The organism is Pectobacterium jejuense, from assembly GCF_026800125.1.
Classification (GTDB): Bacteria; Pseudomonadota; Gammaproteobacteria; order Enterobacterales; family Enterobacteriaceae; genus Pectobacterium; species Pectobacterium jejuense.
The window spans coordinates 42,395-62,043 of sequence record NZ_JAPQKX010000005.1 but is presented as its reverse complement, the minus strand read 5'-3'; the positions used below and the strand labels follow the sequence as shown (position 1 = coordinate 62,043).

The window sequence follows — 19,649 nt, the reverse complement described above, 5'->3', positions numbered from 1 at the left end:
AAAAACAGAGCGTGAAGATGCAGAATTTGAAGAAGGAGTCAGCGTGAGCCAATTTGATGCGGTTTTTGTTGGATTAACTATTCTGGATGTCGCCGGTCGGCCGGTAACTGGCTTGCCCGAAGGGGGCGGCGTTCACTTTATCGATGAAATTCGCCTTAATCCTGCCGGAACAGCCAGCGGAGCGGCGATGAACGCGGCCAAACTCGGTATCCGCACGGCCACGGTGGCCTGTCTCGGTGAGGATGAAAAAGCCGATTTTATTCTGGTAGCCTATCGCAAGCTGGGCATCGACTGTTCGCTGGTGCAACGGACTGCGGCGGCATCGACCTCGGCAACGATTCTGACTATTCGACCGGACGGTGAACGTCCGGCGTTGCACTATCGCGGCGCGTCAGATCATCTTTTTATCGACGAACAGGACTTTGACGCCGTGTGCAATGCACGTTTCTTACACCACGGCGGCACGGGATTGCTGGCGAAAATGGATCAGGGGCAGAGTGCGCGTCTGCTTCGACACGCCAAAGCGAAGGGGCTGACGACCAGCTTCGATCTGATTGCGCCAAACGCGGAGACGCTGGCGCTGCTGACGCCGCTGCTGCCGGATGTGGACTACTTTATGCCGTCGCTGGACGAGGCCGCGTTTATTTCCGGCCTGACTAAACCCGCAGAGATTGCGGCTTTCTTTCTCGATCGCGGCGTCGGCACCTGTATTTTCAAAGCGGGAGCGGCTGGATCTTACGTGTTCGGCCAGGATGTCACGCTGCGTATTCCCGCTTACCGCGTGTCGGTATCGGATACCACGGGCTGCGGCGACAGCTATTGCGGCGGCTTTATTGCCGGTCTGGCGAAAGGCTGGGATCTGGAACAGGCCTGCCAGCTCGGCTCGGCTGTTTCAGGGCTGGTGGCTACCGGATTGGGATCCGACGCGGGGGTGATTGACTGGGAACAGACGCTGCAGTTTATGGCAGAAACGCCTATCAGGAGGTACTGACCGACTAGATCGGTGCCGCATCTATTTCCATTGGTAAAGCAGCGGTTCGCCGCGAATGAAGCGTTGCAGGTCGGCGGCGATCATCGCGGTGTGTTTCAGCAACGTCTCCCGCGTCGCGCCGGCAATGTGCGGCGTGAGTACCACGTTATCAAATTCGGTAATGAACGGGTGATGACGCCAGAGCGGCTCGCTGTCGTAAACATCAAGTGCGGCACCTGCCAGCCACTTTTCGCGTAGCGCTGCGATCAGGTCGGCTTCGACAACAACGGCAGCGCGCGAGGTGTTGATCAGATAGGCGGTGGGACGCATGGTTCTGAGCCTGTCGAGGTTGACCAGCCCTTTGGTCTGCGGCGTGCTGTTCAGATGCAGGCTGACGAAATCGGACTGCGAAAACAGCGCGTCCAACGTGGTTTTGCGAATGCCCGGCTCGTCGATCTCTTCGGCAGCGACATACGGATCCGCAATCAGCAATTGCATACCAAAGGCGCGCGCCAGTTTCCCGACCCGATGACCAATGCTGCCATAGCCGATGATGCCGAGCGTCTTATTACGCAGTTCGCCGCCTTTGAAAACTTCATACGGGCTGTCTTTGTCTACGTCCCATACTACATCTTGCCGTAGCCCGTCCTGCGTCCGTGTCGCGCTGTGGGTTTCGCGCGTGAACTCCCCACGTTTCAGCGCGCTATGAGCCTGAGGGATGTGGCGTGTGGCATTTAGCATCAGCGCCAGCGTTAATTCTGCGGCGGCATCGGCATTGCGTCCGGGCGTGTAAAGCACCGGAATACCGCGGCGGCGTGCGGCCTCGATATCGATGTTGACCGGGTTGGCGCGGGTACAGGCAATGAGCCGCAACTGAGGACAAGCCTCAATGACGCGGGCGGTAATATTGTCATAACTGGTGATGATGACGTCGGCGTCCTCCGCCAACTGAATCAGTGCCGCTTCGCTCAGTTTGGGCTGGCCGATAGCCCATCCGTCCACAACCAGTTCTCCTAACGCCTGAAAGGCATCAAGGCTGCCGCCATATTCGGCGGTAAATACGATCTTCATGAGGCAAGACTTTCCTGTGAGTTGGGAACCGTGTGCGAACGCGCCGCGTTGTGATTATCGAGTGCATTAAGCGCCTTAGCCCGTGCCTGCCAGAGCGGCTGTAGCTGGTCGCGCAGTTGGCGAAAAACCGGAAATAGTGTCTGATACTGCCGATGGGCGTCGGCATCGGGGATAAACGTTGACGCCTGTGCCTTGGTGGAAGGAACCATGTTGGCGCTTTCTCCGATGGACAGAGCAGCAAGGCGCGCGGCACCGCATGCGCTCAGCTCTTTGACCGAACTGGCGATCACCCGTCGTCCGGTGCAGTCCGCGATGATTTGCAGCCAAATCGCTGAGGCGGCACCGCCACCGGCAATGTAGAGATCGCCGTGGGCAGGGTAGCCGCTGAGCGAATCGGTAATCGCATACGCGAGCCCCTCAAAGACCGCGCGCAGTAAATGTGCATTAGTCGTGGACTGCTCGATACCAAAAAATCCTGCTCGTGCTGAGGTGCTGTAAAACGGCGCGCGCTCGCCATTGAGATAAGGCTGATAGAAGACGCCGCCGCTGCCGGGTGGCACGCGGGCAATGCGTGTGTTGATCGTCTGAAAATCGGCGTCGTCAGCCAGCGTGCTCAACGCCCAGTCAATATTCGGCGTGCCGGACTGCATCGCGAACAGGTTGAGATAGTGGCCCGGCCAGGCGTGTGCGACAAACCGGGTTTGCAGGCTCACCTGCGTTAAGCCACGGCACACAATGCCGGTGCAGCAGGTGGTGCCGAGAATAGTGAAAATGTCGCCGTCGTGAATAGCGCCGATACCCAGCGCGGCGGCAGACACATCCAGCGCACCTGCGCAAACGGGGATACCTGCTGGCAGACCTGTTTGTGCGGCGACGGTGTCGCTGAGCGTGCCAGCGATGTCATCGGGATAAAGTAGCGGCGGAAAAAATGGTCTGATGGCGTGTAAGTCCAGCTTATCCAGTACGGTTTTTGACAGCGTCTCGCTATGCAGATCCAGCAGCGACGTCCCCGCATCCGTCAGTTCCAGATTCGCCTGTCCTGTCAGTCGAAAGCGAACCCAGTCTTTGGCAAAAAAGAAGTAATCGGCATCGTTCAGCGCATCCGGCTGATGCTGTGCCAGCCAGCGTAACTGCTGCGCGCTGTTACAAGGGAGCAGGGGAGAACCGGTTTCGGGAAAGAGCGTCGCTTCCAGATTCGGGCGCTGTTTAAGCTGATGAACCTGTTCCGCCGTGCGGGTATCACTCCAGAGGATAGCCTGTCGTACCGGTTGCCCGTGGCGATCGCTCAGCCAGACGCCTTCACCCTGTCCGGCCAGCCCGATGGCGCGCACGTGACCATGTTGTAGCGGTGGCGAGACGGCCAGCGTTTTCAGGGTAGCGATCACTGCGTCCCACACCTGAGACATATCTTGCTCGGCGTAGCCGGGCTGTGGGGAATAGGTCACGGTGTTGGCTGACGCAATCAGCAGTTCATTGAAATCGGCATCGAATAGCACTGATTTGACCTTTGAGGTCCCGATATCTATGCCAATGTAGTAGTCCATCCTGTTCTGACCCTGCCTCGTAAAACCCGTATCAGCATCAGAGTAATGGAAAAATGGCGGCTGCTATATTCATAGAAATGCAAAGCAAAGCAGCAATATTGGAATAGCGGAGAATGCGGAATGGAGGGGGAATGTGCAATGGATGTGCAATCAGTATGCAACGGCGGAAAGCCGCCATTGACGTGATTATTTTACTCGGCGGGTTGAGACAGAATGGCGTCGAGCAGGCCGGGGAAGCGCTGTTGCATGTCGCTGCGGCGCAGTCGGTTGATGTGTGTGGTGCCGATGTTAGTAGTATGCAGCAGACCCGAGTCACGCAAGACGCGAAAATGGTGCGACACGCTGGATTTTGGGCGACCGCCGTCAAGCTCGCTGCATGTTGCCTCGCCCTGCATAGCCAGATGGCGGACGATTTCCATGCGCAGGGGATCGCTCAGAGCGTACAGGACGCGCTCAAGCGTAAACTCATCGGGGGTAGGGTGCTTAAAAGGTCTCATGGGCGAATTATAGCGTCAGGGTTGTCTAAAATCTATTATTCGAATAATATCGAAATATCGAAGTAACCTGACAAGGTAGGAAAATATTATGTCCGCACTGTTTCAACCCTTCAAACTGAAAGACATTACGTTACGCAACCGCATCGCCGTTCCACCGATGTGTACCTATTCCGCGAATGATGGCCTGATCAACGAGTGGCATCAGGTGCATTATGCTTCTTTGGCGCGCGGTGGTGCCGGGTTGGTTATCGTGGAAGCGACGGCGGTCGCGCCCGAAGGTCGCATCACGCCGCACTGCGCGGGTATCTGGAACGATGAGCAGGCGCAGGCGTTTGCCAAGGTCGCTAAATCCATTAAGGACGCAGGCTCCGTGCCGGGAATTCAGATTGCACACGCTGGACGCAAAGCCAGCGCCAATATTCCCTGGGAAGGCGACGATCATATCCCCGCTGGCGACTCACGCGGCTGGCAAACCATCGCCCCTTCTGCAGAAGCTTTCGGCGCGAATCTGTCAAAGCAGCCGCAGGAAATGACGCTGGAAGATATCGCCCGCGTTCGTGATGATTTTGTTGCTGCGGCTCGCCGCGCGCTGGAAGCTGGGTTTGAATGGCTGGAGCTGCATTTTGCTCACGGCTATCTGGCACAGAGTTTCTTCTCCGTTCATTCCAACAAACGTAACGACCAGTACGGCGGCAGTTTTGATAACCGCAGTCGTTTTCTGCTGGAAACGCTGGCTGCCGTTCGTGACGTGTGGCCGCAACACCTGCCGCTGACCGCTCGTTTCGGTGTGATTGAATTTGACGGTCGTGATGAAGAAACCTTGCAGGAATCCATTGAGTTGACGCGTCGCTTTAAAGCTGCAGGGCTGGATATGCTGAGCGTCAGCATCGGTTTCTCTACGCCGGAAGCGAATGTTCCGTGGGCACCCGCCTTTATGGGGCCGATTGCTAAACAGGTACGTGAGCAGGCCGATCTTCCTGTCTCTTCCGCCTGGGGCTTCGGCACGCCGGAACTGGCTGAACAGGCTGTGGCATCGGGTCAGTTGGATCTGGTGATGGTGGGTAAAGCGCATCTGGCGAACCCGCACTGGAGCTATCAGGCCGCACGCGAACTGGGCGTTGAACGCGCTTCGTGGACGCTGCCCGCGCCTTACGCTCACTGGCTGGAGCGCTATTAATCCCTGTCATTGCGGATCAATATCTCTGTGACAGTTAGACACATTCCAATATAAGAAATAGTCGGGTTTCGTGGTGATAAACAGAGCCATTTTTCAGTAGCACTGATGCCACGCCCGACTGAGGGCGCCTAATTGCTGGCGCCCATATCCGCTTTCATTTCTCTGAATCATTCCTAATCCGACAGACTACTTTTGCCAGAAGCAGACATTGATGATAACGGCCCAAATTAATGTCGCTGAGCAGGCCGATGTCCATTACCCGCATTATCCGCCTGAGGTGTGACATTACGAAAGATACTCACGTATGGCGGCAATCTGGAAAAGCGAAGGGTCTGTTGTCACCGTAAAGCGGCCCTTTTTAACAGTCAGATATGGGGCGTTCACAACTCATGCCCTCAGGACGCTTTTTCGTTAACAGTCATGATGAATTTAAGGGGGCTTTCACCCTGGTTTTCATAGAAGTGAGGAACATCCGTTCTGGCCGTTGCGGAGTAGCCGGTGATCACCTGGAAAATGCTCTCTTTCACACCCAGCGTGAGCGTTCCAGATTGTACATACAGCAACTCCAGCGTTCCCGAAGGGTGTCCTGGTGAAGAAAACTTCTCCCCTGGCTGCATTTCCCACATCCAGAGTTCTGTCATATCAGGACCGCCTGAGCCAGCAAGAAGCCTCGCGCTTCCTCCTTTTTCTCCTTTCCAGAGTTCAGGGATCTCAGTATCCGCAATGATGTGAACGTCAGGTTTTGTGCTGACATCGACAAAATCCGCAACGGATACCCCCATTGCTGCGGCAAGACGGCACAACAGCGCAATGCTGGGGTTGGCCTTACATCCTTCAATCTCTACCAACATGCCTTTGCTGACATTTGCTCGTCGGGACAGCTCATCAAGAGATAATTTTTTTTGCTTGCGGTACTGCTTAATCCGGTGTGAGACAGCTTCGTTCACCGTACTGACATCTGCACCGGCATCGGTCACTAAATTGACTTTTTTGGTCATTGGTCGATATTATGAAATAAATTGGTCATTACAGGATTATCTCGTGTTCACTGTCTCTCCGTCAATTGCCCCTGAGGTTTATGGCATCGCGCCCGGTTTCCGGGCTCTCAGCATCACCGTGCAGGCTGCAGCTGTATGCAATCCTCATGTTGGGGAAACGGCTCTGAAAGAGGCCTGTGCTGCCGTGCTGGCAGGTACCCCCGACTGGGCTGAAGCGCATCTCGCTGCCTGGGCAGAAGCGTTTCAGGCATTTGGTGCCAAGCCAAAACGTACTCCTTGTTCAGCCGATGCGTTGCGTAAGCGCGTACTTCGCGACGGCATCATGCCAGCTCTCGATCCGGTCGTGGATCTTTATAACGCTGTCAGCCTGCAATATGCCGTCCCGGTTGGCGGAGAAAATATTGCTGCCTATCAGGGATCACCGTGTTTGGTTGTGGCAAAAGGCACTGAATCCTTTGATACCGTAAAAGAAGGCGAAACTGCAGTTGAATATCCTTCACAAGGTGAGGTTATCTGGTGCGATGATGTCGGCGTGACCTGCCGCCGTTGGAACTGGCGACAGGGGATCAGAACCCGCTTAGACGTGGAAGCTCAGCAAATGTGGTTCATTCTGGAAAGTCTGCCGCAGATGCCGCTGGAGAAGCTTCACGAAGCCGGGAAGATGCTGACCGACGGCCTTGAAAAAATGATGCCCGGTCTGTGGTTTGATGTGGCTCTCATCGAAGAGCAATGCCAGTAATATTATTCAGGAGAAACACAATGTTCACCGGCTTGTCTGCTTTCCCGTTAACCCCGATCACTACCAGAGGCGTGGACGAACAGGGGTTCAGTAAGATTCTGGCCCGCCTGACGGCGGCCCGTGTTGATTCTATGGGCATTCTGGGTTCAACCGGAAGCTATGCGTATCTGACCCGGGAGCAGCGCAATCGCATTGCTACTCTGGCAAAACAGCTTGCCGGAGATATCCCTGTGATGGTGTGTGTGGGGGCGGTCAGTACCGATGCCATCCTGCATTTGGCAGACGATGCGCAGGCGGCAGGCGCGGATGCCCTGTTGCTTCCGGCGGTCAGCTACCAGTCACTCCGTGATGAAGAGGTCTTCGCACTTTTTGAGACGGTGACCCGGTACGCGTCTGTCCCGGTTTGTGTCTATGATAATCCGGGCACCACGCATTTTACCTTTACGGATGAACTACACGGTCTCCTGTCATCCCTGGAGGGGGTTCGTTCGGTTAAGATCCCGGGCGTCCCTGACAGCCTAGCATCAGCCACTGAGCGGGTGAGTGCGCTACGCAGACATCTTCGCCCGGGAGTGACAATCGGTATCAGTGGCGATGCTTATGCCGGACTGGGATTAAATGCAGGCTGTGAGGTCTGGTACTCTGTGTGCGGCGGTCTGTTCCCGGAAACAGCAAAACAGATCACGGAGGCAGCAGCAGCACAGGATCATGCCCGCGTCACGGCACTGACTGCCCGGCTGGAACCGTTGTGGGCGATGTTCCGTAAACATGGCGGAAGTATTCGCGTTATTGCCGCTGCCGCAGGCGTGCTTGGGCTTACCGATACGGATTGCCTGCCTCGTCCTCTGCTGCCTTTGTCAGCAGGTGATATCACGGATATTGCTCGTGTGATAACCGCGCTGGAGCTGAAGTAACCCATCCACAGGACCGGCAGCCTGCTGGTCCTTCTGTTGTTGTCACTATCTCAGCCTGATCTTCTGAGGGATTCACCCGCCCTTGAGTCGATAACCATCGTCACTTAGCGTCGGATCCTCGCTCATAACTGTCTGATAGTGTTGTAGCAGGCAGCTTCGTGCTAGAAGCAGACATCTATCAGAGCAATAATATTTGCTCGAATACAGGTTAATTTAGCTGATATCTCTCTTGAGAAAGTTAAGGACAACTTGCGTACCGGCTGTGTGAATTTTGGCGGCACCACGGTTATTGATTTGAGAAAAAATTGTTGAATTAGAGGTGCTTCGGCGTTAGTTTGGTCTGAGATAAAATCGTGAACGACGACGTGAGGACTTTTGATTTACGGATAAACCCTCTCAATCAATCAATTAATTATTCGCTCCCACGCACCGCCATTTTCTATAAACATAGTTTACGGAGAAAAACGTTATGAAAGTAAAAGTTGAAGTCCTCGACCAAGGGGATGAAGCAACAGGTCTTTATGAAGAAAAGAACGCTATCGAGAAAAAAACTGGGGAGCTTGAAAATATTCACGCTAGCTTATGATGAGAAATAATGATGAAGCAAAAGGAGTGTCAATAGGTTGCAATTACGCTCTAAAGTTAATGAGAGAGGCGGAGCTAATTCCTGAAGGTATTTCAAGGCTAGAAGCTGCTATTGAGCACATTGTGAATAATCCGGTCCAAACATATTCGTTTAATCAAGTTGAAGCGTTAATGAATGCTTCTTTCTATTTAGGCGCAGATAGCGGATTGCATAGGGCCTTTGAACGCATACGTGATAGGACCTTTATAGTAAATCATAGATCAAAAAATCCTCGTATAATGAGAAACGATGCAATAACAACCACACAGTTTTCATTTACGGAGAACTATTCAGGAGTAAAACTTAATTGCCGTATTCATCTTCCAGATACTTCATTCGACGGATTTACAACTGATTATCGTCAATGGAATAAATAGCTAACAAGCACAGTCAAAGCGGAAGCATACTCGCTGGCAGATTTTTTGCTAATAGCTTTGCGGTAAAACATCCGTTAAGCATTCGCCGTTGCTGTCCGCTCTTCGCTCTCAACTGACATTGATGTGATATCAATCACCTGTGCCAAAAGCAGAAGTAGCAATCCACCTCAGGTCCGAAGCCAGATACCACATCGACAGATTGCTCAGCGCTTATGATAGGTCTACTAAGCAAATGTCGACAACGGCGTTGAAGAATGCCGCTACCGGCCACCTGTGGCCGACCACATCGTCGCTCACAGGTGGAACGCACCAACGTCTTAGCACTTCAGCTTTCCGCCGGATGCAATACCGATTCAGGGTGTTAACGTATCAGGTTCAACGAACAGATTACGGCTTTACCCCTTATCACGGGACTGAAGCCATTCCTCATGGATCTTCTGTACTCTGGACACACAATGTTTTGAGTGATTCATCGGAAACATGGTCAAAAGTCAGGCCAAATTCTTCCCTCAGCACGTCCAGCCATTCCGGTAGAGACGCGGAAGTATGCGTGGTCACGACGTTGCCGTCAGTTTTGGTAAGAACACAACCCCGCATTACCGTTTTACCGTTAGGCTGTCGAAGTTGCGCAGTGACAACTTTGGCATAACCAGACTCTGGCGAAAACACATTAAAGTGATGGCGGTCTGATAAATTCCCCATATCAGTAGGCTCATCAGCCATACTTACACCTGCAATCCAGCAAGATGGATCGGCAGTGAGATGCCAGTCACCTACACCATCCTCGCCAACGGCCTCCATTCCAAACTTCATTAATCCCTGGTGGACGGCTGTATTTATAAGAGGCATTTGTTCATGCAGCGCGTCGCCGAGACCGATATCAACCCACCATCGGCCATTGGGATTGCTTTCACACGGCATCCCCTCTGCGATAATGGCGACATGATTTTCCAGCTTAATCCGTTCAGGGCCTTCAACACCATGGACGTTTGCAGGGTTGAGACTCACACGATAACCAAGCTGGGTGAGTAATGTGTATAAGCCGCCATTCAACTGAAAACAGTAACCACCTCGCCGCGTGGTCGCTGCTCTTCTGAAACTTTCAAGTGGATCAATTCCCCATCCCTCTTTGAGGTGGATCCAGAAGGTTTCGTAAGGTATCCGTTCAACATGGGCTCGATGAATTCGGGTCAGTGCCTGCATGGACGGTGTCTCGGCATCAAGGCCAAGGCGATTCAGGTAAGCTGTTACTAATTGATTCATTCTAGATAAATTTCCTGTTCAGACTAAAAGTGCTTGCGAGTCAGCTGGCTCGGATAAACCGTCAGTTCCAGGGGAAGCTGCGCCAGCGCCTGCCATGCTGGCAGGATTTATTGTGCAAAGCCTTCCGGACTGGTACTTGGGCGAGATGTTGTGATTCTTCATTCAATTTCGCGTCACTATCAGCTGGTACAACAATCACAACGTAAACCCTTTCACATTTGGTAATGAATTTGAAAAGATTCTGTGTAGGTTTTCAAAAGGATATTAACGCCATAAACAATGGTAACTTATTGTATTTATGTTATTTACATAACAATAAGTCCGTTATTTATTGAAAGAGGTTATATTCTAACTTCCTGTTATGGCTTGGTGTAGAGCCTAAAATGGAAGTGGTATTTCCATTTTTGAGAGGGATTGGCATCACCTTTATGTAATAGATATTTTTTCCTTCCAGGGATAGCTCTGCCAGACGAGGACGTTCTCATGTCACTGCCTATCTATTTAGAGGGGCAGGGCGCTCTCCCGTACGGACTTCGCTTCTTCACTTTCTGAATAATGTTTTCAGGCTGACGCTTGACTGGGTAGAACGATCGTTCTACCATTAATTCATGAACAAAAAGCCGAACGATACCCGAGAAAAAATTCTTGCGACCGCCGAGCAACTTATCTATCAGAACGGCATTCATGCCACAGGCATGGACCTTCTGGTCAAGACTTCTGGCGTCGCAAGGAAAAGTATTTATCGCTATTTCGCGACCAAGGATGACGTGGCAGCCGCCGCGTTGAATGCACGTGATGAACGCTGGATGCACTGGTTCAGAACTGAATGTGATAAAGGCACTACCCCTCAGGAGCGCATCCTGAATATGTTCACTGTACTCAAAGGCTGGTTTGAGTCAGATGGCTTCCGTGGTTGTGCCTTTATTAACACGGCTGGAGAAGTGGGTGACCCTGCCGATCCCGTTCGCCAGATCGCAAAGCTTCATAAACAAAAATTACTGGATTACACGCTGGAACTCACCGGGCAATTAAATATCAAGCAACCGTCAGCCTTGGCCAAACAGTTGCTGATTCTGATGGAGGGCGCTATCACCATGTCACACGTGATGGGCGATGACAGCGCGGCCGATAGCGCAAGAGAAGTGGCGCAACTGTTGCTGAAGCAGGCCTCTCACTAGGGTCTGAGTTTTAAAAAACCTCGTTCTACTGATATATCCAAATTTTCTGGAGGCTCTACCATGTCCGATAAACAGACTCGCCCGCCACTTCCTCCTTTTACTCGCGAAACGGCGATTGAGAAGGTGCGACTCGCTGAAGATGGCTGGAACAGCCGAGATGCCGAAAAGGTATCACTGGCCTACACGCTGGACACCAAATGGCGTAATCGCGCCGAGTTTGCAACCAATCGTGAAGAAGCCAAAGGTTTCCTCACGCGGAAGTGGAAAAAAGAACTTGAGTATCGTCTGATTAAAGAGCTATGGGCGTTTACTGACAACCGCATCGCCGTGCGGTACGCCTATGAATGGCATGATGATTCGGGTAACTGGTTCCGCTCTTATGGCAATGAAAACTGGGAATTTGAAGCAGATGGCCTGATGCACCGCCGCTTTGCCTGTATCAACGACATGCCGATTAAAGAGAGTGAACGCAAGTTCCACTGGCCGCTGGGTCGTCGTCCGGATGATCACCCAGGTCTGTCGGAGCTGGGCCTGTAAAGTTCTACATTTTCTTCCGCTAAGCCCCGACGACTGTCTCAGCCGGTGGCTTTTTCTCAACCTAAAAGTGACGGCATATATTTATCGCACTAATGATGCCATCTGTGCCTGCGGAACTCCCTATGCCGCGTGATGAACGTTTATTTCGTGCAGCAAGAGCACTGATGCTCAGCCATCGGTGGGAAGCGGCCTTAATTGACATGGCGGATATTGCGAATATGTCGGAACGTACTTTTTCCCGCCATTTTTTACGAGACACAGGTTTCAGCTTCAGAATGTGGAAACAGAGAGCCAGGATATATACACCATTAGATCTTCTATCTAATGGTGTATCTGTTAAACAGATCGCCTACCAACTCGGCTTTTCCTTTTCTGCTGCATTTCGTTCAGTGATGGGCACAACCCCAAGCGAGTTCTAATCTGGCTTTGACGGTTTCTGCTTAATAAATTTACTCACTGGGGATATAAGTTTTCGCCTTTGCTCTTAACTGACGGAGCGGTCCTTTTACCCGACTGCTAAGTGCCAGATGCGGAAGTTGAAAACGTACAGTATATTACCCGATGCGGGCAAAGAGAACCAGTAACCCCCTAGAAAAACCGGTGTGTCTATAAGTGGAATTTTCTCGTAATCTGAACCGGGGGGAAAGCATCATGAGTAATAAGGTCTCGAAAAAACAAATCAAATGTTAGCTCTCAACAGTGGGATTAATGTCAAATCGATATTCGATAAATAGCCGTAGTCTATTTATCGACATGCATAAGGACATCCGTATTGTCATGATGAATGGCCAACCTACCAACACCTTACATATTGAAGAAACATACATTCTAAAAATGATAGAGGAGTGCAACTCCTCTATCACGACAATCAATTAAACCTATAAATTATCGAAAGCAAAATGACGCAGAAAACCATCAGAATGAAAAGTTTCAATGTGTTAGGAAATTTATCCTTCCAGAAAGTCAATGACAACTGATCTTCAATCCACCTTTTTTCCATTTCACTAAAGAATTTATAATGAGCATACCAATTGCTCCCACAAATTTGTTTGGTGATAGTGGTTTCATCAAATTCTTGCATCAGAATGTCAAGTTGTCCAATATATTTAACAGAATCCGGTTCGTTTTCTGATTTCGCATCGTAATACAATCTTTCAATTTTTCTGAAGATTGCTGTTTGCTTCTTGCCTGCTTCTTCATATTTACTTTTATCACCATCATAAAAATTGATGTACAAACTGCCAATACTCAAAATGATAAAAATGGCTGCAATATGCTTAGAACTCATTTCGTCCATGTAAAGTCCTAAAATAGAGACTGCTAGTGATATGATACCAATCCAGCCAGGAATTTTGCTGACAATATCAAATGTAGCAAAAGTTTTCTTAGCACCAAATCCAACATTATATCCAGCAGAAGCAATATGAGATAATAGGTCATTTTTTTGCATAATAACTACTCGATTGGTATGTCGATAACGTTTTGGGCAATTACTATATGGTTCTTAACTATGTAACACCAAACCTTGTGAGCACCTCTAAATTTTGTATGTTCAGTATGAGTTACTTGACCTAAAATTATTTGGCCTCGAACTTCATCACGCTGTTCAGCTTCTCGACCTCTATTCAAGACTTTCCAGTAAATATCATAAGGTTCGGGAATGAGATCCAAACTTGCCTGGTTGATCGAAAATGATAAAGTTCTATTCGGTGGTAACCAAGAACGAGCTATATCCGACAGATAAGCCCTAATCGAACGTTCCCTATACCCGTTTTCTTTGACAATGCAGCTAACTTCGAGGGGATATCTTATATCAACATCATCAAACTTTTCATCTGTAAACTCTTCCGTATTGAGCCATGTCTGAGCCGTATAGGACTCATTGATGAAATTAGCTGACTCTAACCCCTGAGAGTCGCGCATTTCTACAACTGCTTTAGGGAAAGTTAGCCCGAAAACTTCTCGCCAGTGTTCATGGCATTTCTTTGTTGAGCCATTCTCATAAGCTTCAATCGCTTGTGTACATAATTTAAAGGCTCGTTTTGCTTGCCGCTGAAAATTTCTATAGACCTTAACTCTCTGCCCACTTCCTATCGCTGCATAATGTTCATGGGCATCTTCTTGATGCAAAAAGTCAAAGAAGTCTCGACACATAAGCCCATAACTGACCATTCCGGTATTATCGTAATCATCTGTTTGTTTCAGAAATCTCCAGGCTAATGTGTCAATGAGAAGCCCCCCCATATCAACGGTGTTTCTATTTTTCCAAGCTCTTAACATGCGGCAAAGATTATGAAGATTACTACTTTTGTTATTACGGAAATTCCTCATTTCGGTAATTTCCATCCGAGGTTTAGTTACTCGCCACCCGCCATTACCATCGTTGGCCTTAGTATCAGGATATTTAAAATGCCCTTCATCAGTCTCAAAGACTGGTTGCACCTCTATATGGAAAGAGTCAAAAATGATCTGCACAACTAATCTATCAACCTTGATCTCTTGCTGGGTAAAGGATAGTTTTAATGCTTCTTTTACATCGCGAAGCAAACGGCGCTGTGGATTAATTCCGGATTGGTAATCTCCCCACAATCCCGCGGGCATAATATACAGCATATCCAAGTCTGATGTTTTACTAACCGCTGTTCGACGACCTGCTGAACCGACTTTCAATCGATTGTTGAATCCATTCGCTGACCCCCGGAACTCGATGTTAAGTCTTCTTGTGGCATTTTTATAATGTGTCGCAATTGCCTGCATACGTTCGTCTGAAATTTTCAAATTGTTCAAAAAAATTCGAAACATCTCTGCTGTTTGCATCTGACTATCCTTAACCTGTCCACGGATTACACAATCCACTGATAGTAATGATTAATCTTTGTTGTCTACGCCTGCTTCATCACTTTCGCCCAATCAGCCTTCTTGATGCCTCATTGGGCCAAGGCACACGGAGGTTAATTTTAATACGACAGGTATGTTTTTCATACTTTTTCATACGGTTATATGATCTGTACTAAAAAACTTTTTGATATCAACAATCCACAACTTCCTGATACCAGTTCATATCTAACGAACTGGTGTCATGATGTAGGTATCCCGGAAATCCGCACTATTCTCTTTTAGAAATCCACTGGCATATGGTCACCCTAAAAGCGACCGCACTTCGCGCATGACGGTCCCTGAGGGCCAGCAACCGGCCGGCTAAGGCCGGAACGGACAATAGGTAACACTGTGCTTTGGAAGGTAGAACAAAGAGTAGCGTAAGTTAATTCCTAACAGGACTTTATTAGCTTCTTTTTAGTTCTTTAGGCAGGAATGTATCTATTTCTTCGTCAGAAAATGTCAGGTCCTCTTTTGTTTTTAATGCATCTTGAGCTTTCTTATAAGCATCGAATGTTGTGCTGGGTGAACCTGAATAAACTGAGTGCAAATTCTCAAGTAAAGAATCTCGTTCTGATTGTAATTGCTCTATTGGCTTTTCCTCCATTGCTAAGTCTGTAAGTAGTGATAAATACCGTTCTCGGATTAACCAGATCTCATTTGCAGCGTGCTTGTGCTTCTGTGCTAGCTCACCAAGATCATAGTTTTTTGTATAAGAATTAAGTATAAGAAGCAGTGTTGAAACAATAATGCCAACACCTGTACCTATTTCACCTGCGCCGAAAAAAGTGGCCACAAAACCACCAGTAGTTAAGGCGGAAAGAATTATCTGCCATAACTTGATAGCCGATAGCCGCGAGAGAAGAATATCTGAACATTTTTCATGCGTTTTATGGGAGTAAACGACCCGCCCATAGCACTCTCTGAGCTGTCCTTCTAAAACCTTTCTTGATTCGGGAGTATCATTAGTCTGGGAATGTCGTTCCATAAATCTCTCGCCATCGTTGCTTGGCAGACCATTCACGTTTTGGGTTTGCCGTTTCATGTTCTATTGCTTCGAGTGATATGTTATAGCACCGTTTTGCCTTGTATTGGAAAAGTCCTTTTCCAAAAACATACTGACCACTTCCCGGCGCTTTCCAATACACCTTGTCGCTGTCTTGATCCGCCATCCATTTGAAGAAGTCACGACTCATGTAATCGTAGTACAAATAAGATTTATCTCTATAAGCCCAATTTTCAATAAATTGATATGCAAGAGTATCAATTAGTAAACCTCCAATAGGTACATCCCATTTCCGCTTCCAAGCTCTTGCCATTCTACAAAGTTGTACCAAATTTCTGTTGGTAACATCATTTCTTAACTTCATCGCGGAAATTTCCGGTTTTGGATTTGTAATCCTCCACCGTCCCCCGTCATTTGCATCGGGATATGTAAAACTATCATCTTTATTTATGAATGCTGGAATGACTTCAAATGTGATTCCATCGACAAATGGTACAAGGATTACTTGACCATCCCCTCTTATGCTCGTGGATGAATATGTTTTTTCAATAGATTTCTTTACCGATTGAAGCAATTCTGACTGCCCATTCCCTACGTAATTATTGTATCTTACGTACTCCGAATATGGCAGTTGAAATATCATATCCAAATCACTAAAGCCTTGCGTAGCGGTGTTTCGGCCGTATGACCCAACGTAAATGCTATGAGAGGTGTCAGAGGTGGTACTCCAATAATCCGTATTTAAACGCTTAGTTATATTTCTGCATCGCGTTGAAATTGTCCCATCATCTTTTACTATGAGATTGGAGCAAAATCCGCCGAACCACTCAGCTAAACCCATGCCTGATTCCTTTTCTTGAAGATAGTGATAATTCAAAATCGTATAATCCTGTGTCATATATAACTGCTTGTAGTGAATCAACTGTAATAACACGCAGTTGTTGACTGTCGTTCTAGGGGCCCCCGATACGCTATAGCTTGTTATAACGATCGTGTAAGGTCGGTTACCTTGCATTCTACTCTACCAGAATGTCCAACCTCCGCACCTCGACAAAGCAGACAACCCCGACGAGATCTTAAATCCGGGGAGAGTCGCTGAATAATACCGCGGAACGGCCTATAAACCCCGGCGACTCAATCTCCCCAAGCAGACGTTGGGACTTATCGTTATCCCGGTGAGTGAGTTATGGAAAGCAGCTGCCTCCATATAACCTCGCTCAATGCGGTGCCACTTTCGAAAAGATATGAATTACCCGCATACCCGCGCAGAATCATCGATTACTGAGCGTTTTTCCTGTGTGGGATATCAGCGTTCATACTCCCATTTTGGAATCGCGCAGCCTTTAGGGCCGGGGGCGGTCTGTTTTCCGTTCTCATCGAAACGGGTTTCACAGCCTGTGGTCAGTCTGCCGTCTTTCCAGACTCCGCAGCTTTTGATTTTGCCATCGTCATAATATTCGATTTCGCGGCCCTCCAGCTTGCCCATGACATAGTCAGCCTGATAAACCATTTTTCCGGCAGCGTTGAACTTCTGGTATAAACCGTCATCATCACTCATCTAATATAAACAAAAAGGGAATGTATGATTCATAATCATCTCAATGATGAAAAGTAGTGTAAACGTGCCATGTATCATGAGCTAGGGCATTGGTTGATGGGACGTAACGTTGGCTTCGATGTTGGAAGTATAACAATTGAGATATCTAACTTTGGTGTTTATGGCAACTCGGAGATTAATCTCTCACCTAAAACAAAAATAGATAGTACCAATGCCATATATGAACATTTGTTTAACCGGGTATGCATACTCAATGCCGGAGTGATTGCAGATATTCTTTGGCACAAAATATATGAACCGGAAATTGACAGTAAAAATGACACCTGCTTTTTTTACAATAATGGAGTAATGGATAAAACTGCTATAACAGACAAAGGAAAAATAGAAGAGCTGCTTCCCATTATGAACGGTATAGTTAACACTCCGGCTCAAGATGAAAAATTACTAAAGGAACAAATGGATGCAATACAAAAAAAGCTTGGGATACTTCTCTACGGTTTTTACAAAATAATAAAGATTTGGAATTCATGGGTAGCGAATTAATTAAGGAATTCGAAGAGTTGGGGAAGCAACAGTTCACAACTGAATATCTAATTAAGTTGCAAGAGAATTCAAGGGCAAGTGAAAGCCTCTAATGTCCGCACTTCGCTCTCAGCGGACCTTTAACTCAGCCAGTTCGTTCTCTCCGTGCCAGGATCGAACGTTGATGTCAGTGTTCTCAGGCAGAGGCACACCTGAAATGGCTGCCTCCTGATAAAAGGGCGTTAATTTTGGATGTTATTTTTCATATCCGTATAAATTAATCCTACCCGATAAGTACTCGCCTAAATATACTTCACTTATTTTATTGAAGCCTTTCTTTGTAACTTCATTTTCTAACCATTCATTGTCTTTATTAAGGATTTCTAGCAGATCATGGTTGGCTAAACCGTCAACTATAATTGGGTAACGTATATTTTCATCGCCACTTTGTATAATGGTTAATTGCCCATTTTGTTCGAGAACGACGCGTTTTAGTTGTTCTATTTCATAAATACCATTTGCTCTTAATTTGAACATTAGGTCATTTGCAGAAACACCGTTACGTAAACACTCCTTAACATTAATGCTGCCATTGTGTACTAAAGTAATCGGTTTTCCATCAATTATTCTTTTAACTAATCGATTGTTTTCTTTCAAGAACTTAAGAACAAAGACCAAAAGAGTCCATATAATTAGGACCAGAATAAATTGAAGTACTGTTATAGATTCGTTGTAAATTACGCCTCCTATAATTCCCCCCAGTACATAGTTTTGAACCTGGTCCATTGCAGATGAGGGGGCCAGATTTCCTTTCCCCATAAGATTTATTTGAACAATTAAACACAGTATCCCCAGGCCCAACTTTATAATGATAGGTAAATAAATTATCATTTCCACACCTCAGTTTTTTATGATTTCTATTTCTGGGTTTACTAACGAAACCTCTACTAAATTGTATGTTTTTTGATCCGGGCTTAAATTGACGCGATAAAAAACATCACTAATTTTAACGATAATGCCATCAGAGAGTTGTACGGAACTGGAAAATATAGCATTTACATTCACATCTTTTTTTTGTGATAGGAGCCTAACAAAATTAACCATTTGTGAGGATTGGGAATGTATATTTTGACTATCAGTATAATCAGCATACTGAACACCAGAAATGAAGAGCAAAAACAAGAAAAATATGATTGTTAAGTCACGATATTTAGTTTTCAGGCGATGACGCATATACAGACTAAAAACAACGATCAAGATAAATAAAGTACTAAATATAACGATGTATTTTAAATAATCATTGATATTAGACTGCATTTGTAAATAATCTATGCTATAAAATCTCATATAAGTTTAATCCCTAACCCCTCAAAACCACATTTTTATTATAGTAAAAAACTGCCATTATCCGTTATGGTGTTACTTAGCAGCTAATTATTAGTTATCAGCTGAAATTTGTCATTATCCTTAAGCCAACTATAGTAACTTGCTTGTTATGACTCAAGGCATCTCAATGTTAGTAGCATTCAGAACTTCTGCTCTTCGCTCAAAGCAGACAACCCCGACGAGATCTTAAATCCGGGGAGAGTCGCTGAATAATACCTCTGAACGGCCTATAAACCCCGGCGACTCAATCTCCCTGAGCAGACGTTGGGACTTATCGTTATCCCATTGAGTGAGTCATGGAAAGCAACTTCCTCCATATAACCTCACTCAATGCGGAGCCACTTTCGAAAGGATATGAATCACCCGCACACCCGTGCAGAATCATCGATTACTGAGCGTTTCTCCTGTGG

At 47.7% G+C, this 19,649-nt stretch carries 20 protein-coding genes and 1 pseudogene; 9 read left to right on the top strand and 12 right to left on the bottom strand.

Annotated features, from left to right (window positions below; genetic code table 11):
- Positions 1 to 43: 43 nt before the first annotated feature.
- Positions 44 to 991, top strand: a complete 948-nt coding sequence (locus NXT09_RS10685) for a carbohydrate kinase family protein (protein WP_268579669.1) — start codon at positions 44 to 46, stop codon at positions 989 to 991.
- 21 nt (positions 992 to 1,012) lie between these two features.
- Here the strand turns inward: NXT09_RS10685 and NXT09_RS10680 are convergent, their stop codons facing one another.
- The 3 genes from NXT09_RS10680 to NXT09_RS10670 form a co-directional block, all read right to left on the bottom strand.
- Positions 1,013 to 2,041 (bottom strand): 2-hydroxyacid dehydrogenase, encoded by a 1,029-nt coding sequence (locus NXT09_RS10680; RefSeq protein WP_268579668.1) that lies wholly within the window; start codon positions 2,039 to 2,041, stop codon positions 1,013 to 1,015.
- A complete protein-coding gene (locus NXT09_RS10675) occupies positions 2,038 to 3,585 on the bottom strand; it encodes an FGGY-family carbohydrate kinase (protein WP_268579667.1) in 1,548 nt (515 codons plus the stop codon). Before NXT09_RS10675 ends, NXT09_RS10680 begins: the two co-directional genes overlap by 4 nt.
- 191 nt (positions 3,586 to 3,776) lie before the next feature.
- The gene (locus tag NXT09_RS10670; RefSeq protein ID WP_072012378.1) at positions 3,777 to 4,082 is read right to left on the bottom strand and encodes an ArsR/SmtB family transcription factor; all 306 of its coding nucleotides are present in this window, start codon (positions 4,080 to 4,082) and stop codon (positions 3,777 to 3,779) included.
- A gap of 88 nt (positions 4,083 to 4,170) precedes the next feature.
- On the opposite strand from NXT09_RS10670, the gene NXT09_RS10665 reads away from it, so the two are divergent.
- Positions 4,171 to 5,259: an NADH:flavin oxidoreductase/NADH oxidase gene (locus NXT09_RS10665; protein WP_109412233.1), complete on the top strand. Its 1,089-nt coding sequence runs from the start codon at positions 4,171 to 4,173 to the stop codon at positions 5,257 to 5,259.
- A 395-nt stretch (positions 5,260 to 5,654) separates the two neighbouring features.
- Here the strand turns inward: NXT09_RS10665 and NXT09_RS10660 are convergent, their stop codons facing one another.
- On the bottom strand, positions 5,655 to 6,257 hold the full coding sequence (locus NXT09_RS10660; protein ID WP_268579666.1) for a helix-turn-helix domain-containing protein: 603 nt from the start codon (positions 6,255 to 6,257) through the stop codon (positions 5,655 to 5,657).
- A 43-nt stretch (positions 6,258 to 6,300) separates the two neighbouring features.
- Here NXT09_RS10660 and NXT09_RS10655 point away from each other — a divergent pair, with 43 nt between their 5' ends.
- From NXT09_RS10655 to NXT09_RS10645, 3 genes are all read left to right on the top strand, one after another.
- Positions 6,301 to 6,996: a B3/B4 domain-containing protein gene (locus NXT09_RS10655; RefSeq protein WP_268579665.1), complete on the top strand. Its 696-nt coding sequence runs from the start codon at positions 6,301 to 6,303 to the stop codon at positions 6,994 to 6,996.
- Between the two features lie 20 nt (positions 6,997 to 7,016).
- A complete protein-coding gene (locus tag NXT09_RS10650; RefSeq protein WP_268579664.1) occupies positions 7,017 to 7,910 on the top strand; it encodes a dihydrodipicolinate synthase family protein in 894 nt (297 codons plus the stop codon).
- A gap of 582 nt (positions 7,911 to 8,492) precedes the next feature.
- Positions 8,493 to 8,912, top strand: coding sequence for a hypothetical protein (locus NXT09_RS10645; RefSeq protein WP_205536943.1), 420 nt, complete (start codon positions 8,493 to 8,495; stop codon positions 8,910 to 8,912).
- 426 nt (positions 8,913 to 9,338) lie between these two features.
- Here the strand turns inward: NXT09_RS10645 and NXT09_RS10640 are convergent, their stop codons facing one another.
- Positions 9,339 to 10,175, bottom strand: coding sequence for an arylamine N-acetyltransferase family protein (locus NXT09_RS10640; protein WP_268579663.1), 837 nt, complete (start codon positions 10,173 to 10,175; stop codon positions 9,339 to 9,341).
- A 608-nt stretch (positions 10,176 to 10,783) separates the two neighbouring features.
- Here NXT09_RS10640 and NXT09_RS10635 point away from each other — a divergent pair.
- The 3 genes and pseudogenes from NXT09_RS10635 to NXT09_RS10625 all read left to right on the top strand — a co-directional run.
- Positions 10,784 to 11,353 (top strand): TetR/AcrR family transcriptional regulator, encoded by a 570-nt coding sequence (locus tag NXT09_RS10635; protein WP_268579662.1) that lies wholly within the window; start codon positions 10,784 to 10,786, stop codon positions 11,351 to 11,353.
- A 60-nt stretch (positions 11,354 to 11,413) separates the two neighbouring features.
- Positions 11,414 to 11,890, top strand: coding sequence for a nuclear transport factor 2 family protein (locus tag NXT09_RS10630; RefSeq protein ID WP_095700008.1), 477 nt, complete (start codon positions 11,414 to 11,416; stop codon positions 11,888 to 11,890).
- A gap of 98 nt (positions 11,891 to 11,988) precedes the next feature.
- Positions 11,989 to 12,309 (top strand): annotated as a pseudogene (locus tag NXT09_RS10625) (helix-turn-helix domain-containing protein); the annotation flags it as partial.
- 449 nt (positions 12,310 to 12,758) lie between these two features.
- Here the strand turns inward: NXT09_RS10625 and NXT09_RS10620 are convergent.
- The 5 genes from NXT09_RS10620 to NXT09_RS10600 form a co-directional block, all read right to left on the bottom strand.
- Complete coding sequence (locus NXT09_RS10620; RefSeq protein ID WP_268579661.1) at positions 12,759 to 13,340, bottom strand: SLATT domain-containing protein; 582 nt, start codon at positions 13,338 to 13,340, stop codon at positions 12,759 to 12,761.
- A 5-nt stretch (positions 13,341 to 13,345) separates the two neighbouring features.
- Entirely contained in the window at positions 13,346 to 14,707 is a 1,362-nt protein-coding gene (locus NXT09_RS10615) for a nucleotide-binding domain-containing protein (RefSeq protein ID WP_268579660.1), read from the bottom strand.
- Between the two features lie 466 nt (positions 14,708 to 15,173).
- A complete protein-coding gene (locus tag NXT09_RS10610) occupies positions 15,174 to 15,755 on the bottom strand; it encodes an SLATT domain-containing protein (RefSeq protein WP_268579659.1) in 582 nt (193 codons plus the stop codon).
- Positions 15,733 to 16,671, bottom strand: coding sequence for an SMODS domain-containing nucleotidyltransferase (locus NXT09_RS10605; RefSeq protein ID WP_268579658.1), 939 nt, complete (start codon positions 16,669 to 16,671; stop codon positions 15,733 to 15,735). Before NXT09_RS10605 ends, NXT09_RS10610 begins: the two co-directional genes overlap by 23 nt.
- Positions 16,672 to 17,079: 408 nt before the next feature.
- Positions 17,080 to 17,331: a toxin-antitoxin system YwqK family antitoxin gene (locus NXT09_RS10600; RefSeq protein ID WP_268579657.1), complete on the bottom strand. Its 252-nt coding sequence runs from the start codon at positions 17,329 to 17,331 to the stop codon at positions 17,080 to 17,082.
- Positions 17,332 to 17,427: 96 nt separating this feature from the next.
- On the opposite strand from NXT09_RS10600, the gene NXT09_RS10595 reads away from it, so the two are divergent.
- Entirely contained in the window at positions 17,428 to 17,874 is a 447-nt protein-coding gene (locus NXT09_RS10595; RefSeq protein WP_268579656.1) for a hypothetical protein, read from the top strand.
- 234 nt (positions 17,875 to 18,108) lie between these two features.
- Here NXT09_RS10595 and NXT09_RS10590 read toward each other — a convergent pair whose 3' ends face one another.
- Positions 18,109 to 18,744, bottom strand: coding sequence for a DUF421 domain-containing protein (locus tag NXT09_RS10590; RefSeq protein WP_268579655.1), 636 nt, complete (start codon positions 18,742 to 18,744; stop codon positions 18,109 to 18,111).
- A gap of 9 nt (positions 18,745 to 18,753) precedes the next feature.
- On the bottom strand, positions 18,754 to 19,200 hold the full coding sequence (locus NXT09_RS10585; protein ID WP_268579654.1) for a DUF3290 domain-containing protein: 447 nt from the start codon (positions 19,198 to 19,200) through the stop codon (positions 18,754 to 18,756).
- Positions 19,201 to 19,649: the final 449 nt, after the last annotated feature.